General features: G+C 70.8%; 15 protein-coding genes and 1 riboswitch. Of the genes, 9 read left to right on the top strand and 6 right to left on the bottom strand.

The features are described from left to right. Positions 1 to 92 precede the first annotated feature (92 nt). Together AB0E14_RS21745 and AB0E14_RS21740 are read right to left on the bottom strand one after the other, a co-directional pair. A complete protein-coding gene (locus AB0E14_RS21745) occupies positions 93 to 1,931 on the bottom strand; it encodes a DUF11 domain-containing protein (RefSeq protein WP_362420362.1) in 1,839 nt (612 codons plus the stop codon). 38 nt (positions 1,932 to 1,969) lie between these two features. Next, entirely contained in the window at positions 1,970 to 2,911 is a 942-nt protein-coding gene (locus tag AB0E14_RS21740; protein WP_362420359.1) for a glucosyl-3-phosphoglycerate synthase, read from the bottom strand. Between the two features lie 120 nt (positions 2,912 to 3,031). Then, a riboswitch (SAM riboswitch) is annotated at positions 3,032 to 3,201 on the top strand. Between AB0E14_RS21740 and thrC the strand changes: the two genes are divergently transcribed. The 7 genes from thrC (at position 3,195) to AB0E14_RS21705 (ending at position 9,674) form a co-directional block, all read left to right on the top strand. Next, the gene (thrC, locus tag AB0E14_RS21735) at positions 3,195 to 4,511 is read left to right on the top strand and encodes a threonine synthase (protein WP_362420355.1); all 1,317 of its coding nucleotides are present in this window, start codon (positions 3,195 to 3,197) and stop codon (positions 4,509 to 4,511) included. Its footprint overlaps the riboswitch before it by 7 nt. 34 nt (positions 4,512 to 4,545) lie before the next feature. Further along, entirely contained in the window at positions 4,546 to 4,824 is a 279-nt protein-coding gene (locus AB0E14_RS21730; protein ID WP_361960523.1) for a MoaD/ThiS family protein, read from the top strand. 421 nt (positions 4,825 to 5,245) lie between these two features. Then, positions 5,246 to 5,449: a cold-shock protein gene (locus tag AB0E14_RS21725; RefSeq protein WP_005315736.1), complete on the top strand. Its 204-nt coding sequence runs from the start codon at positions 5,246 to 5,248 to the stop codon at positions 5,447 to 5,449. A 385-nt stretch (positions 5,450 to 5,834) separates the two neighbouring features. Continuing rightward, a complete protein-coding gene (gene groL / locus AB0E14_RS21720; protein ID WP_362420352.1) occupies positions 5,835 to 7,463 on the top strand; it encodes a chaperonin GroEL in 1,629 nt (542 codons plus the stop codon). A 144-nt stretch (positions 7,464 to 7,607) separates the two neighbouring features. Further along, on the top strand, positions 7,608 to 8,075 hold the full coding sequence (locus AB0E14_RS21715) for an SRPBCC family protein (RefSeq protein WP_362420349.1): 468 nt from the start codon (positions 7,608 to 7,610) through the stop codon (positions 8,073 to 8,075). Next, the gene (locus AB0E14_RS21710) at positions 8,072 to 8,620 is read left to right on the top strand and encodes a GNAT family N-acetyltransferase (RefSeq protein WP_362420346.1); all 549 of its coding nucleotides are present in this window, start codon (positions 8,072 to 8,074) and stop codon (positions 8,618 to 8,620) included. The genes AB0E14_RS21715 and AB0E14_RS21710 overlap by 4 nt, the downstream gene beginning before the upstream one ends. A gap of 121 nt (positions 8,621 to 8,741) precedes the next feature. Further along, positions 8,742 to 9,674 (top strand): hypothetical protein, encoded by a 933-nt coding sequence (locus tag AB0E14_RS21705; RefSeq protein ID WP_362420343.1) that lies wholly within the window; start codon positions 8,742 to 8,744, stop codon positions 9,672 to 9,674. On the opposite strand, the gene AB0E14_RS21700 is transcribed toward AB0E14_RS21705, so the two are convergent. Continuing rightward, positions 9,641 to 10,462 (bottom strand): AraC family transcriptional regulator, encoded by an 822-nt coding sequence (locus AB0E14_RS21700; RefSeq protein ID WP_362420341.1) that lies wholly within the window; start codon positions 10,460 to 10,462, stop codon positions 9,641 to 9,643. The two genes, AB0E14_RS21705 and AB0E14_RS21700, sit on opposite strands and share 34 nt — an antisense overlap. Positions 10,463 to 10,511: 49 nt before the next feature. Between AB0E14_RS21700 and AB0E14_RS21695 the strand changes: the two genes are divergently transcribed. Continuing rightward, positions 10,512 to 10,961: a DUF2000 domain-containing protein gene (locus AB0E14_RS21695; RefSeq protein WP_362420339.1), complete on the top strand. Its 450-nt coding sequence runs from the start codon at positions 10,512 to 10,514 to the stop codon at positions 10,959 to 10,961. Here AB0E14_RS21695 and AB0E14_RS21690 read toward each other — a convergent pair. Continuing rightward, positions 10,936 to 11,949: a DJ-1/PfpI family protein gene (locus tag AB0E14_RS21690; protein ID WP_362420336.1), complete on the bottom strand. Its 1,014-nt coding sequence runs from the start codon at positions 11,947 to 11,949 to the stop codon at positions 10,936 to 10,938. The genes AB0E14_RS21695 and AB0E14_RS21690 overlap by 26 nt on opposite strands. A gap of 124 nt (positions 11,950 to 12,073) precedes the next feature. On the opposite strand from AB0E14_RS21690, the gene AB0E14_RS21685 reads away from it, so the two are divergent. After that, positions 12,074 to 12,697: a cysteine hydrolase family protein gene (locus AB0E14_RS21685; protein WP_362420333.1), complete on the top strand. Its 624-nt coding sequence runs from the start codon at positions 12,074 to 12,076 to the stop codon at positions 12,695 to 12,697. A 21-nt stretch (positions 12,698 to 12,718) separates the two neighbouring features. On the opposite strand, the gene AB0E14_RS21680 is transcribed toward AB0E14_RS21685, so the two are convergent. Further along, a complete protein-coding gene (locus AB0E14_RS21680) occupies positions 12,719 to 13,402 on the bottom strand; it encodes a Uma2 family endonuclease (protein ID WP_362420330.1) in 684 nt (227 codons plus the stop codon). Positions 13,403 to 13,458: 56 nt separating this feature from the next. Further along, a complete protein-coding gene (locus AB0E14_RS21675) occupies positions 13,459 to 14,280 on the bottom strand; it encodes a hypothetical protein (protein ID WP_362420327.1) in 822 nt (273 codons plus the stop codon). Positions 14,281 to 14,418: the final 138 nt, after the last annotated feature.

The following is a 14,418-nucleotide window of genomic DNA, read 5'->3' as shown; positions in this document are numbered from 1 at the left end:
GCCCGTGACGTAAACGCTCAAACGTACGTATACGACTCTGGCGAATCCTCGCCGCCGTCGCGGCTCAGTGGTAACGGGTCAGTCGTCGCGGCTCAGTGGTCGCGGCGTCCCCGCAGGGCGGCCTTGGCCACCAGGCCGGTCGCGGCCAGGGCGAGCGCCAGTCCGCCGAGCAGCCAGAGCCGCTCACCGCTGGAGCCCGTCTCGGCCATCGAGCCGCCGGGGCCGTGCGGGCCGGCGGGCTCGTGCGGCTTCGGGCGGGGCTGGTGGGTGGTGGGGGCGGGGGCCGGGGTCGTCTCCGACTCTCTGGAGGAAGGCGACGGGGACGGCGAGGGGTCCACCGGGTCCGACGGCGTGGGCTTCGGCTTCGGCTCCGTGGGGGACGGGCTCGGGCTCGGCTCGGGCTTCGGCGGCTCGACGACCGGGGCCACCGCGCAGGCCGGGTCCTCGCTGCCCCTGCCGCAGTTCGAGCGGGGCGACTCGACCACGACGCTGTTGAGGAGCTTGCCGTCGCCGCGCACCGGGTCGTGGACCTTCACCGAGTACGTGACCGTCGCCGTCTCCCCGGCCGGGATGTCACCGACCCAGCCGATCCTCGGTGCGTCGTACGTGACCTTGCCGAGGGTCGCCTTCGCGTCGCCCAGGTAGTCGGCGTCGTCGAGGTTGTCGGTCAGGTCGTCGCCGAACGTGGCGTTCGGGTGGTCGAGCCGGCCGGTGTTCTTCGCGGTGACCGTGTACGTCACCGTGTCGCCCGGCTCCACCTTCTCCGGTTTCGCCGTCTTGGTGATCTCCAGGTCCGGCACCGGGACGGAGAAGGCCAGCGCGGAGGGCACGTACGTGTCACCCGTCGTCGTGAACGTCAGCTCCGCCGACCGCGCGCCCACCGGGATCGCGCCCTCCGGGATGTCGAAGGCCTTGGCGTCGATGGACAGGTTGTTCCGGAGCTTCGGCGATACGGCGCCGTCGTCCTCGCTGACGAAGAAGTTGCCGGTGTTGCCCGTGTGGGCCTCGGTGACGTTCCTGCCGTCGACGAGGAACCTGTCACCCGGGGTGTTCCAGTCGCCCTCGTACGCCGTCACGCTCGCCCGTGCCTTGCCCGTCGTCCGGTGGAAGCCGTCGACGGTGACCGTGGTCGCGGGGGAGGAGGACCGCTGGAGGACGTGCCCGCCGTAGACGTACACGTTGCGGCGGTCCGGCGCGTGGGTCGGCTCGGGGCCGGGGAACGCGTACACCACCGTCAGGGACCAGCCCGCGACGCAGCCCTTGCCCTCCGGCGCCCAGATGTTGCCGACCGCCACCTGCGCGTCCGTCCCGGTCACGCCCGCGAACGCGGCCGTCACGTCCGACTCGCCGGTGTAGTAGTGCGGGCCGCTGGTGTCGGCCGGGTCGGTGACCAGGCTGTCGATCGAGACCGGCGTCGCGGCACCCGCCCCGACCTTGATGTGCGGCGCGGTGGTGGCGTGGTCGCCCGGCGAGGCCGCCACATCGGCGCCGGAGATGTCGCAGCGCTTCACCTGCGCCCCGCTCGGCCCCTTGTACGTACCGTCGTTGCCGCCCCAGAACAGCCGGGCGTACGCGACCCTCGCCCCCGCCGGGACGACGACGTGGCCGGTGCTCGAGCCGTAACCGGCCTCCATGGAGGCGGCGTTGATCCGCCGCATGACGAAGGTGTTGTTGTTGTCGCCGCCCTGCCCGGAGGCGGCGGTGGCGCAGCGCGCGGCCAGGTCGGCGGGGGCCGTGGGGCAGCCCATGACCGTGTTGCCGATGGTCGTGAAGTCGCCGTACAGCGAGGCGTCGTAGCGCTTGCCGAAGGGCTCCACCACGTCCGCCGCGGCAGGACCGGCCGCGGCGAGCGTGAGCGGGAGCGAGCCGAGGGAGCCGGCGGCCAGGGCGAGGGCCGCCAGCGACATGGTCATTCGATTGTCGAACCGCATAAAACGGAAATGTAGGCAAAAAACACAATCATCCGGCGTTACGCCACGCGGCGGTGCGCGTACTCCGCGATCTCGACCATCGGCGGCCGCTCCTCCGTGTCCACCGGGTACGTGCGCGGGGTGAAGCCCTCCTCGCCGCGCTCGAACTGGGTCAGCAGCGGCCGCACCAGATGGCCCCGGGAGAGCCGCAGCTGCGCCGTCCGGTAGATCGCCGCCGCCATCCGGCCGAGCGCCCGCCCGTCCTGGTGCCGGTGCTTGCGGACCCCGACGTCCACCTGGGCGAGCGCGTCCAGGCCGACCGTGTGCAGCGCGTCCACGAGCAGGCCCAGCTCCACTCCGTAACCGACCGGGAACGGCAGCCGTTCGAGCAGCGAGCGCCGCGCCGCGTACTCGCCGCCCAGCGGCTGGACGAAACCGGCCAGCTGCGGCCAGTGCAGATTGAGCAGCGGCCGCGCCACCAGCTCCGTCACCCGACCGCCCTGACCTGGGGTGTCGCCGAGCGGGCGGTCGTACATCGCCTTCACGAAGGCGACGTCCGGGTCGGTGAGCAGCGGGCCGACGATGCCGGTGACGAAGTCCGCGGAGAAGTCCCGCAGGTCCGCGTCGACGAAGCAGACGATGTCCCCCTCGGTCACCATCAGTGACCGCCACAGCACCTCGCCCTTCCCGGGCACGGCCGGTATCCGGGGCAGGATCGCGTCCCGGGCCACCACCCGCGCCCCGGCCGCCGCCGCCACCTCCGCCGTTCGGTCGGTGGAGCCGGAGTCGATCACCACCAGCTCGTCCACCAGCGGAACCGCCTCGGTCATCAGCTCGCGCCGGATGACGGCGACGATCTCGCCGACCGTCGCCTCCTCGTTCAGCGCGGGCAGCACGACGCTGACCGTCGTCCCGTGCTTCGCCGCCAGGACGCGGTCGAGCGAACGGTCCGCCACGGACCAGGACCGCCGGCCCAGCCAGCGCTCCACTTCCTCCAGCACGTGATCTCCATCTCGCGGTTCGGACGGCAGGTTCAACCCTCCGGGCCTTCGGTTACAGTCTTGAACAACGCGGATCCCCGATGCATGTCGGGGTGCCGCCCGCGTCTCACAATCGAATACCGCTCATCCAGAGGGGCAGAGGGAAACGGCCCGTTGAAGCCCCGGCAACCCTCCAGTCGGTCACTCGTCCGCAGTCGACGCCAGTCGTCGCCACTGCGCCCGCGAGGCTCCCGGCTAGGGAAGGTGCCAAATCCGTCTCATGGCGACGTTCGCCATGAGAAAGATGAGGAGAAAGGGCCTCGCCTCCATGGCTGTACAGACTGCTACCCCCGACACCGCTCAGACCGTCGATCTCGGTCCCGCTTCCGGCCTTTCCTGCCGGGAATGCGGTGAAGTATTCGCACTCGGCCCGATCTTCGCCTGTGAGCTGTGTTTCGGCCCCCTCGAAGTCGCGTACGACCTGCCCGTCGGTGACCCCGAGGCGCTGCGCAAGCAGATCGAGGCCGGCCCCGCCAACATCTGGCGCTACGCCCCGCTGCTGCCCGTCCCCGCCGACGTCGCCGAGAAGCCGAACCTGAACCCGGGCTGGACCAAGCTCGTCCAGGCCGACAACCTCGCCGCCGAGCTGGGCGTCGAGCCCGGCAAGCTCTTCGTCAAGGACGACTCCGGCAACCCGACGCACTCCTTCAAGGACCGCGTCGTCGCCCAGGCCCTGGAGGCCGCCCGCGCCTTCGGTTTCACCACGCTCTCCTGCTCCTCCACCGGCAACCTGGCCGGCGCCGTCGGCGCCGCCGCCGCCCGCGCCGGCTTCCGCTCCTGCGTGTTCATCCCGCACGACCTGGAGCAGGGCAAGGTCGTCATGGCCGCCGTCTACGGCGGCGAGCTGGTCGGCATCGAGGGCAACTACGACGACGTCAACCGCTTCTGCTCCGAGCTCATCGGCGACCCGCTGGGCGAGGGCTGGGGCTTCGTCAACGTCAACCTGCGTCCGTACTACGGCGAGGGCTCCAAGACGCTCGCGTACGAGATCTGCGAGCAGCTCGGCTGGGTCATCCCGGACCAGCTCGTCATCCCGATCGCCTCCGGCTCGCAGCTCACCAAGATCGACAAGGGCCTCCAGGAGCTCATCAAGCTGGGCCTGGTCGAGGACAAGCCGTACAAGATCTTCGGCGCCCAGGCCGAGGGCTGCTCGCCGGTGTCCGCCGCCTTCAAGGCCGGTCACGACGTCGTACGCCCCCAGAAGCCGAACACCATCGCCAAGTCGCTGGCCATCGGCAACCCGGCCGACGGCCCGTACGTCCTCGACATCGCCCGCCGCACCGGCGGCGCCGTGGAGGACGTGAACGACGAGCAGGTCGTCGACGCCATCAAGATCCTGGCCAGGACCGAGGGCATCTTCGCCGAGACGGCGGGCGGCGTGACGGTCGGCGTGACGAAGAAGCTGGTCGAGGCCGGCCTCATCGACCCGACCCTCACCACGGTCGTGCTCAACACGGGTGACGGCCTCAAGACCCTGGACGCGGTGGCCGACACCTCCCAGGCGACCGCCACCATCAAGCCGAGCCTGGACGCGTTCCGCGCCGCCGGCCTGGCCCACTGACCCCCACTCGTCCGTTCACGGAAGGCAGCAGCACATGAGCGTCAAGGTCCGTATCCCCACCATCCTCCGTACCTACACGGGCGGCCAGGCCGAGGTTCCGGCGGAGGGCGCGACCCTGTCCGAGGTCATCTCGGACCTGGAGAAGAACCACGCGGGCATCGCCGCGCGCGTCCTGGACGACCAGGGCAAGCTGCGCCGCTTCGTGAACGTCTACGTGAACGACGACGACGTGCGCTTCGAGCAGGGCCTGGAGACGGCGACGCCGGACGGCGCGGGCGTCTCGATCATCCCGGCGGTCGCCGGCGGCTGCTGATCGCCGACCACCGATCGCCGTGTAGTTACCCGGCGTAACCGAATTGCCCCCTCCGCGAGAGAAGCGGAGGGGGCAATTCTGCATGGTTGAGCGCGGTAGAGTTGGGGAAGTCCCCCCGGCTTCACCCCGCTGCTCCGTGCCAGGCGCATATGAGAATGCGTCCCCACGTGACAAGAAGCAGCCAAAGTGCGCGCGCGATCTGTACCTTCTGCGCACTTTGCCGGGCCCGACTTGCCCCGGAATTCAATAAATCCTCCGGAATTCTCCTTTACGGCGTGCCCAGAATTCTCGCCCGAATGACCTGTTGCAGAGGGCAGTTGGGCAGATACATTCAGCCGCGGTCGACGCGTTCCGGCGCAGGGTCTGACCCGGGTCCGTGAAGTGCGGCCCCGCGCAAGGGCCAGTAATAGGGGAGTTAGGCATGGCTCAGGGCACCGTCAAGTGGTTCAACGCGGAGAAGGGCTACGGCTTCATCGCGGTCGACGGTGGTGCGGATGTATTCGTCCACTACAGCGCGATCCAGATGGACGGTTACCGCACCCTTGAAGAGGGTCAGCGGGTCGAGTTCGAGATCTCGCAGGGCCAGAAGGGTCCGCAGGCGGACATGGTCAAGCTCGCCGTCTGAGCACGGCGCGATCGGCCACCACGTACGCACGCACGCGTCGCCACGCTTTCGCAGGCGATCTCACGCGTTCTCACGCCGAGGGGTCCGCATCCTGACCAGGATGCGGACCCCTCGTGCGTGCGCGGCCCGCGCCGCGGTGTCCCGGGGGCGTCGCCCGGTCGGTGTCAGGACCGTCGCCCGATCTATGGGAGTCGCTTGCACTCGCATGGGGCGAGTGCTAATCATTGGCGTTAGCACTCTGAAGGTGAGAGTGCTTACGAGGATCGGGCAGGCGAGGTCCGCGGCCAGGTGGGGCAAGGAACCACCGGGCACGCAGGCCGTCCGTCGCGGGCGTCGGCGCGGTCCTGGAGCGTTATCCACCCCATGTCCGGGAGGACCACTTCACATGGCCAAGATCATCGCGTTCGACGAGGAGGCACGGCGCGGTCTCGAGCGCGGGATGAACCAGCTCGCCGACGCCGTCAAGGTCACCCTTGGCCCCAAGGGCCGGAACGTCGTCCTCGAGAAGAAGTGGGGCGCCCCCACGATCACCAACGATGGTGTCTCCATCGCCAAGGAGATCGAGCTCGAGGACCCGTACGAGAAGATCGGCGCCGAGCTGGTCAAGGAAGTCGCCAAGAAGACGGACGACGTCGCCGGTGACGGTACGACCACCGCGACCGTCCTCGCCCAGGCGCTCGTCCGCGAGGGCCTGCGCAACGTGGCGGCCGGCGCCAACCCGATGGCCCTCAAGCGCGGCATCGAGAAGGCCGTCGAGGCCGTCTCCGGCGCCCTGCTCGAGCAGGCGAAGGATGTCGAGACCAAGGAGCAGATCGCTTCCACGGCCTCCATCTCCGCCGCCGACACCCAGATCGGCGAGCTCATCGCCGAGGCGATGGACAAGGTCGGCAAGGAAGGCGTCATCACCGTCGAGGAGTCCCAGACCTTCGGTCTGGAGCTGGAGCTCACCGAGGGTATGCGCTTCGACAAGGGCTACATCTCGGCGTACTTCGCCACCGACATGGAGCGTATGGAGGCGTCCCTGGACGACCCGTACCTCCTGATCGTCAACTCCAAGATCTCCTCGGTCAAGGACCTGCTCCCGCTCCTGGAGAAGGTCATGCAGTCGGGCAAGCCCCTGCTGATCATCGCCGAGGACGTCGAGGGCGAGGCCCTGTCGACCCTGGTCGTCAACAAGATCCGCGGCACCTTCAAGTCCGTCGCGGTCAAGGCCCCGGGCTTCGGCGACCGCCGCAAGGCCATGCTGAACGACATCGCCATCCTCACGGGCGGCACGGTCATCTCCGAGGAGGTCGGCCTCAAGCTCGAGAACGCGGGCCTGGACCTGCTCGGCCGCGCCCGCAAGGTCGTCATCACCAAGGACGAGACCACGATCGTCGACGGTGCCGGTGACAGCGACCAGGTCGCCGGTCGCGTCAACCAGATCCGCGCCGAGATCGAGAACTCCGACTCGGACTACGACCGCGAGAAGCTCCAGGAGCGCCTGGCGAAGCTCGCCGGTGGCGTGGCGGTCATCAAGGCCGGTGCCGCGACCGAGGTCGAGCTCAAGGAGCGCAAGCACCGCATCGAGGACGCCGTTCGCAACGCGAAGGCGGCCGTCGAGGAGGGCATCGTCGCCGGTGGCGGCGTGGCCCTGCTGCAGGCCTCCAACGTCTTCGAGAAGCTCGAGGCGGACCTGTCCGGCGACGAGGCCACCGGTGCCGCGATCGTGAAGCTGGCCCTGGAGGCCCCGCTGAAGCAGATCGCCGTCAACGCCGGCCTCGAGGGCGGCGTCGTGGCGGAGAAGGTCCGCAACCTGCCCGTCGGCCACGGCCTGAACGCCGCGACCAACGAGTACGTGGACCTCATCGCCGAGGGCATCATCGACCCGGCGAAGGTGACGCGTTCCGCGCTGCAGAACGCGGCCTCCATCGCCGCGCTGTTCCTGACCACCGAGGCCGTCATCGCCGACAAGCCGGAGAAGGCCGCTGCGGCCGCTCCGGGCGGCATGCCGGGCGGTGACATGGACTTCTGAGCCTCGGCTCGGTAGCTCCTCGCTGTACAGCTGTACGCGACCGAGGGCGGCACTCCCTGCTGGGGGTGCCGCCCTCGGGCGTTCGGGGTGATGCTGGTGGGGAGGGGTGGCACGGCCACGGGCCAGGGAAGGCGGGAGCGAGCCATGATCACGCTGCTGACGACACCGACCGACCGCGAGCTGGTCATCACCCGCACCTTCGACGCCCCGCCCGCCCGCGTCTGGGAGGCCTGGACCAGGCCCGAGCACGTCCGTCAGTGGTACGGCGTGGCCGCCATGCCCACGACCGTCTGCGAGATCGACCTCAGGCCCGGCGGCGCGTGGCGCTGGGGCCAGAAGGCGCCCGACGGGCGCGAGATCGTCTTCTCCGGCACGTACGAGGAGATCCTGCCGAACGAGCGCCTCGTCTACACCGAGGTCTTCGAGCTCATGCCGGGCCCGCCGGTCCACGTCACCCTCACCTTCGACGACACCCCCGACGGCGGCACGGCGCTCACGAGCATGTCGATCTGGCCGTCGACGGAGATCCGCGACCAGGCCCTCGCGACGGGCATGGAGGCCGGGGTCAAGGAGGAGTACGACCGGCTCGCGGTATACCTGGAGATGATGTGAGCCTCGACGTGCCGCGGCTCGCCGCGGGACCGTACGAGCTGCGGGCCTGGGAGCGGGCGGACCTGCCGCTCGTGGAGGAGGCGTCGGCCGACCCGTACATCCCGCTGACGAACACGGTCCCGCCGGTGTACTCGGAAGGCGAGGGCGAGGCGTTCGTCCGCCGCCAGTGGAGCCGCGCGGAGACGGGCGCCGGCTACTCCTTCGTGGTCGTCCGCCGCCGTGACATCCGCCCGGCGGGCATGATCGGCCTCTGGCTCCGCGACCTCCCCGAGGGCCGCGCCACCCTCGGCTACTGGATCGTCCCCGCCTGCCGGGGCGAGGGCGCGGCCACGGCCGCGCTGACGGCGGTGAGCGCCTGGGCACTCGGCGAACTGGGCATCCCCCGGCTGCAGTTGCTGGTCGAACCCTGGAACGAGGCCTCGGCGAAGACGGCCGAACGGGCCGGCTTCGTACGGGAGGGCCTGCTGCGCTCCTGGCAGGAAGTGGGCGGCGAGCGGCGGGACATGTGGATGTACGGGCGGGTGCGGGCGGGCGGGTCCGGGTAGTCCGCTCGGCGGGTGCGGGCGGGCGGGTCCGGGTGGTCGGGCCGTCCGTGTCGGTGGTGCGGGCGGGCTGCTGCGGGGTAAGGGGTAGGGGACCGGGACCCGACCCGCGGGGGTGGAGCCGATGCGTCGCTCGGAATTACCGCACCTCTCCCACTACTGGGAGCTGTCAGGCCGCCAGGGCGGCGAGGAGCAGGTCGCACGGGTCGAGGGGAAGGTCCGGGTCTTCGAGCATTTCCCCGACTACCTGCTGGCCGCGCGGTACGAGGGCCCCTTCTTCTCCGTGCGCACCCCGGGCCTCCATGACGCCACCGGGGCGCTCGTGCCGTGCACTCCGCAGGAGTGCCACCGCTGGGTGAACGCCGCGGTCGCCCACGTCCGCACCGTGGACCGGATCAGCGCCGAACTCCGCGCCGCCCACGCCCGGGCCGTGCTTCTCCCGCTGTGGAGGCACCTGGCCCTGCGGCGCGCCCTGAGGACCTGGGAGGAGACCCGCGTGCGGTACGAGCGGGCGCTCCGGGAGGCCTTCGCGGCGTACGCGCCGGTCGGCGAGGAGATCCGCGCGGCGGTCCGGGCCGAGCAGGAGAGGGCGGCGGCCGCGATCCGCGAGCAGGACCGGCTGCGGGCGCAGGAGCGCGAGCGGCGGGCGCGGCTCGCGGAACGGGCGGTGTGGGGCCGGCGCGTGCTGGGCGAGCCCGGGACGCCCGGGCGCACGGTGTACGTCTTCCGTCACGACGTCCCCGGGGAGGACGTGCCGGCGGCCCCGGCGCTGTCGGAGCGGATCCCGCGACTCGGCCTGGCGGCCCTCCGGCAGTCGCTGGTGAAACTGCACCTGCCGGACGTGGTGTGGGACCGCGCCGCGCTCCGGGAGTCGGAACGGGAGACGGGCACGGCGTTCGCCGTCTGGTGGCAGGAGCTGTTCCACGAGAACTACCGCACGCTCACGCAGCCCCCGCCCTCTTCCCCCTCGCGCGGGAGCACGGGCGGCAGCGGGACGAGCGGCTCGGGCGGCTACGGCAGCGGCTACAGCGGCTTCAGCTGCGTGGGCGGGTTCTGAGCGAAGCGCCCCGGGGTCGTGCCGACGTGGCGCTTGAAGTGGCGGGTCAGGTGCGACTGGTCGTAGAAGCCCGTCGCCGTGGCCACCTCGGCGACGGGACGGCCGGCGAGGAGGAGCCGGCGCGCCCGGGCGACGCGGCGGGACGTCACGTACTGGTGCGGGGCGATGCCGAAGGCCGCGGTGAAGGCCCGTACCAGATGGGTGGGGTGGGCGTGCAGGAGCCGCGCGGCCTCCTCCAGGGTCACGCCGTCGTCGAGCCGGGCGTCGAGCAGCTCCCGCAGGGTGTGCGCCACGCCCCGGGCCGGCGGCCGGGGCGCGTCCGGGCGGGCGAGGCGGGGCCGCAGATGGCCGCGGAGGCGCTCGGCGATCAGGGCCAGCCGGCTCTCCGCCTCCAGGGCGTCGCCCGGGTGGGCCAGCGCCGTGTGCAGCCGCCCGACCCGGGCGCGCAGCAGCGGGTCGGCGAGGTCGGGGCCGTCCACGGCCGGGCCGATGAAGCTCTCGTCCAGCTGGGTCAGGTCCAGGTAGACGACCCGCTTGTGGAAGCCGTGGTCGGTGGCGGGGGAGCCGTTGTGCGGGACCTGGGGCGGCAGCAGCGACACCGTGTCGTGCGGGGTGCCGTGCTCGCGCCGGTCGAGGTCGTAGCGGACGGCGCCGTCGTCGACGATCAGGAGCGTCCACGCGTCGTGGACGTGCATCGGGTACGCGTGCTCGGTGAAGTGGGCATGGAAGACCTCGACGACGCCCGGGATCCGCGGGCGCCACGCCGCCACCGATTCACGCGCCACCATGCCAGGAACGTACAAGAACGGGCAGGGCGGTGCGCGGCAGTCTCGGTCCATGAACTCTCAGCCCGTGAACAACGACCTCGACGCGCCCGTCCGGTTCGACACCAAGATCGCCGTGCTGCTGCGGGAGGACCTGGAGACCTGGCAGCGGCTGAACGTCACGGCCTTCCTGGTCAGCGGCCTCGGCGCGGAGCTCCCCGAGGTGATCGGCGAGCCGTACGCCGACGCCGACGGCGTCCCGTACCTGCCGATGTTCCGGCAGCCGGTCCTCGTCTTCGAGGGGTCCAAGGAGACCCTGACCGCCGCGCACGGCCGCGTCCTGGCGCGCGCCCTGCCCCGCGCGGTCTTCACCGCCGACCTCTTCGCCACCGGCAACGACCGCGACAACCGGGCCGCGGTACGAGCGGTCCCGACGGCCACCCTCGACGTCGTCGGCCTCGCCGTGTACGGCCCGCGCAACGCGGTCGACAAGGCGCTCAAGGGCGCCCGGATGCACCCGTAGCCGCTGTGCGGAAGCGGTGGCGGTATTCGGTCGGGGTGGTGTCGAGGCGGCGGCGGAAGGCCCGGATCAGGGTGTCGGTCGTGCCGAAACCGCAGGTGGACGCGATCCGTTCGAGGGTGTCGTCCGTCGTTTCGAGGGTGGCGCGGGCGCGTTCGACGCGGGCGGCCTCGACGTAGACGCCCGGGGTCATGCCGAGTTCGTCCTTGAAGATCCGGGTGAGCTGGCGGCTGCTGACGTTCGCGTACGCGGCGAGGTCGTCGACCGTGAGCGGGTCGGTGAGGTGGCGGGTGATGTGGTGGCGCAGGTCCTCCACGCGCCGGGTCGTCGACACCGGTTCGAGCGGGACGCTGAACTGGCTCTGACCGCTGGGGCGCTTGAGGTACATGACCAGCTGGCGGGCGACGCGCAGGGCGACGTTCTCGCCGAAGTCCTCGGCGACGAGGGCGAGGGACAGGTCGAGGCAGGCGCTGATCCCGGCGCCGGTCCAGACGTCGCCCTCGCGGATGAAGATCGGGTCGGCGTCGACCTCGACCAGCGGGTGCTCGGCCGCGAGCTGCCGGGCGGTGGACCAGTGGGTGGTGGCGCGCTTGCCGTCGAGCAGCCCGGCGGCGGCGAGGATGTGCGCCCCGACGCAGACGGAGGTGACCCGGCGGGCCCGGGCGGCGAGGGCGCGGACCCGGTCGACCACGGCCGGGTCGGCGAGGGCGTGGACGCGGCGCTGCCCGTCCGCGTCGGTCCGGACCTCGACCGAACCGGGGACGAGGATCGTGTCCGCAGGGCGGGTGGCCGCCTCGTCGAAGGTGACGTCCGGAAGGATCCGCACGCCGGCGGACGTCGTGACCGGGTCCATGGTCTCGGCGGCCAGGAGCACGCGGTAGCCGGCCGCGTCGTCCGTCTCGCGGCGCAGCAGCGCGAAGACCTCGGGGGGTCCGGTGACGTCGAGGAGGTCGACGCCGTCGAAGAGGACGATGACGATCAGGCGTTCCATCGGGCTCCTTCTCGATGCCCTGGGGCAATGTCCGTATCTGCAAGTTGGTTGACATTGCCGACGTGTCGCGGTCGGCCATAGCGTTTCAGACGGAGCGAACACCGCTGAAAGAGGGGCTACTTCGATGAGTACGACCACGGCCGCAGCTGCGTCCACGACGCTGCGTGAGCTGAACGGCTTCGACGACTCGCCCGCGTCGCTGGCCGACGCGACGCTGATCCTCGTCGACTACCAGAACACCTACACGCGCGGCGTGATGGAGTTGCACGGCTGGCAGCCCGCGCTCGAAGCCGCCGCCGAGCTGCTCGGGGGGGCGCGCGAGGCGGGCGCGACGGTGATCCATGTCGTCAACGACGGCGGCGAGGGCACCCCGTACGACATCCGGGCCGAGATCGGCGCGATCCACCCGAGCGTGGCGCCCGTCGAGGGCGAGGCGGTCGTCGTGAAGCAGGTCCCGAACGCCTTCGTGAACACCGACCTGGGCACGCACGTCGACGCGGCCGGTTACAAGGACGTCGTCATCGCCGGGTTCATGACCCACATGTGCGTGACGTTCACCGCCGAAGGGGCGTTCCTGCGCGGAAACCGCCCCACCGTCGTCGCGGCCGCCTGCGCGACCCGGCCCCTGCGTACGGGGGTCGCAGGGGCCGCCCCCACGGTCGCCGCCGAGCAGCTCCACGACAGCGCGCTGGCGACGATCGGCGATCTGTACGGGGTGGTGGTGGCGTCGGGGGCGGAGTTGGGCTGAGCGGACTGGGGACGAGGCGCCTCAGGGGGTGTAGTCCTTGAGCTTCTCGGTGTCGAGGGTGATGTCGACAGGGCTGGGGAGTGGGACGCCGGCGCCGAAGGGGTGGGCGGCGCGGTGCTGGTAGACGCCGTGGCGGGGTTCGCTGAAGACGACGACGGAGCCGGCGTCGCGGTCGACGAGGAGATAGACGGGGATCTCGGCGGCGGCATAGCCGTCGCGCTTCTCGATACGGTCGCGGGACAGTGCGTTGGGCCCGTGGGACGTGACTTCGACAACCATGAGAACGCCTTCGGGGTCTCCCCACATCTCGGGCTTCGCGACGAAGTGGTCGAGCGGAGCGAGAGCGCCGTCAGCGATGGCCCTGCCTTTGCGGTAGGTGTCCACCCTCAGCTCTTGCTCCGGATAGAAGACGAGCTCGGGCCGCTGCTGCATACACACCCGCAGGAGCCACATGACGATGGCCTTGTGGTACTGGTCCGGCAACGGCTTGACCTTCAGCTTCCCCTTGATGAATTCGAGCTTCACGCCCTCCGGCGCCAGGAGGGCGAGTTCCTCGAAGTCCTCGACGTTGGGCGGTCCCTCCTTGACGACGAGCCGGCCGTTGATGAATTCGAGCTTGGCGGTCTTGTATGCCCTGCTGGCGAACTCCTCGAAGTCCTCGATCGACATGTCGTCCGGGCGGTCATCGGCGGGGCTGGGGGTCATGGCGTCGCCTCCTCCCCTCCATCGTGCCCCGTTGTCGGTGCGGACGAGCTGAACCGTCATGTGTGAGTCCCTTCGCGGGCGCGGATGGCGGCCGCGTGGGCGCGGACGCGGGCGGCGGGGAGGAGGGCGGTGCGGCGGGCGGGCGCGGGTTCCCCGCGGCAGGGGCCGCATTCGCCGTCCCTGAGGAGGTCGGCGTAGGCCGGCGCACCGCACTTGGCGCACTCCAGGAGGCGGAGGGGTGGTCGGTCGCGGTGGTCGCGGCGGCGGATCGGTTCCGGTGGGAGTTTCGACGTCAGGCGGGTGCTGGCGAGGGCCGCCGGGTGGTGGACAGGGGTCGGGAGGCCGGTGGTGAGCGCGCGCGTGACGTCGTCCTCGGTGGCGTCCCGGGCGAACCAGTCGTTGACCAGGGGCGCGAGGGCCTGACACTCGGCGTGGGAGAGCGACATCGCGGAGTTCGTACGGCCGAGGGCGGCGAGGAGGATGTAGGCGCGGGAGCGGGTGGGCTGCTGCTTCGGGACGTCGCCGCGTTGGAAGGCCGACCACCACGCGTCGTCACGGGCCGTACGGGACCACCACGTTCGGGTGATCCAGAGGCCGTCGAGGCACTCGCGTCCACGGCGAAGGTGGCCGGCGCGAGTGATGCGGGTGAGGGCGGTGCGCATCGCGCACTGGCCGTAGGGGAGGTGCTTGGCCAGCGTCTTCACCGAGATGTCGCTGCCGTCGGCCAGTCGGTCGATGTAGGCGGCGATGGCGGCTTCGCGGGGTCGGAGGTGCGCAAAGTCGGCGTCGGTGCGGGGTTGTTCGTACGGCGCGCAACGCTTGCCATAGCCGGGGTTGGCGAGGGGGTGGGGCTCAGCACTAAGCTCGGCGTCAGCCATGGATCGAACGTCGCTTTCGATCTGGTTGGTGAGGCCCTCGCAGGTGTTGGTAGCACCGGCGGGGGCCGTTCTTATGTCTTATGGGCGTCTTCGCTCACCGTAGAGGCATATGACAGTCAGTGGCAAGTTGCTCGCGGA

This window comes from Streptomyces sp. NPDC047981, assembly GCF_040653315.1.
GTDB lineage: Bacteria > Actinomycetota > Actinomycetes > Streptomycetales > Streptomycetaceae > Streptomyces.
This window is presented reverse-complemented; position numbering and strand designations above follow the sequence as displayed.

Coding starts and splice junctions, on each gene's coding strand:
- thrC (WP_362420355.1), top strand. CDS start 3,195: ATGAGGAGAAAGGGCCTCGCCTCCATGGCTGTACAGACTGCTACCCCC.
- AB0E14_RS21705 (WP_362420343.1), top strand. CDS start 8,742: ATGCGTCGCTCGGAATTACCGCACCTCTCCCACTACTGGGAGCTGTCA.
- AB0E14_RS21685 (WP_362420333.1), top strand. CDS start 12,074: ATGAGTACGACCACGGCCGCAGCTGCGTCCACGACGCTGCGTGAGCTG.
- AB0E14_RS21745 (WP_362420362.1), bottom strand. CDS start 1,931: ATGCGGTTCGACAATCGAATGACCATGTCGCTGGCGGCCCTCGCCCTG.
- groL (WP_362420352.1), top strand. CDS start 5,835: ATGGCCAAGATCATCGCGTTCGACGAGGAGGCACGGCGCGGTCTCGAG.
- AB0E14_RS21675 (WP_362420327.1), bottom strand. CDS start 14,280: ATGGCTGACGCCGAGCTTAGTGCTGAGCCCCACCCCCTCGCCAACCCC.
- AB0E14_RS21695 (WP_362420339.1), top strand. CDS start 10,512: ATGAACTCTCAGCCCGTGAACAACGACCTCGACGCGCCCGTCCGGTTC.
- AB0E14_RS21690 (WP_362420336.1), bottom strand. CDS start 11,949: ATGGAACGCCTGATCGTCATCGTCCTCTTCGACGGCGTCGACCTCCTC.
- AB0E14_RS21725 (WP_005315736.1), top strand. CDS start 5,246: ATGGCTCAGGGCACCGTCAAGTGGTTCAACGCGGAGAAGGGCTACGGC.
- AB0E14_RS21715 (WP_362420349.1), top strand. CDS start 7,608: ATGATCACGCTGCTGACGACACCGACCGACCGCGAGCTGGTCATCACC.
- AB0E14_RS21730 (WP_361960523.1), top strand. CDS start 4,546: ATGAGCGTCAAGGTCCGTATCCCCACCATCCTCCGTACCTACACGGGC.
- AB0E14_RS21680 (WP_362420330.1), bottom strand. CDS start 13,402: ATGACCCCCAGCCCCGCCGATGACCGCCCGGACGACATGTCGATCGAG.
- AB0E14_RS21700 (WP_362420341.1), bottom strand. CDS start 10,462: ATGGTGGCGCGTGAATCGGTGGCGGCGTGGCGCCCGCGGATCCCGGGC.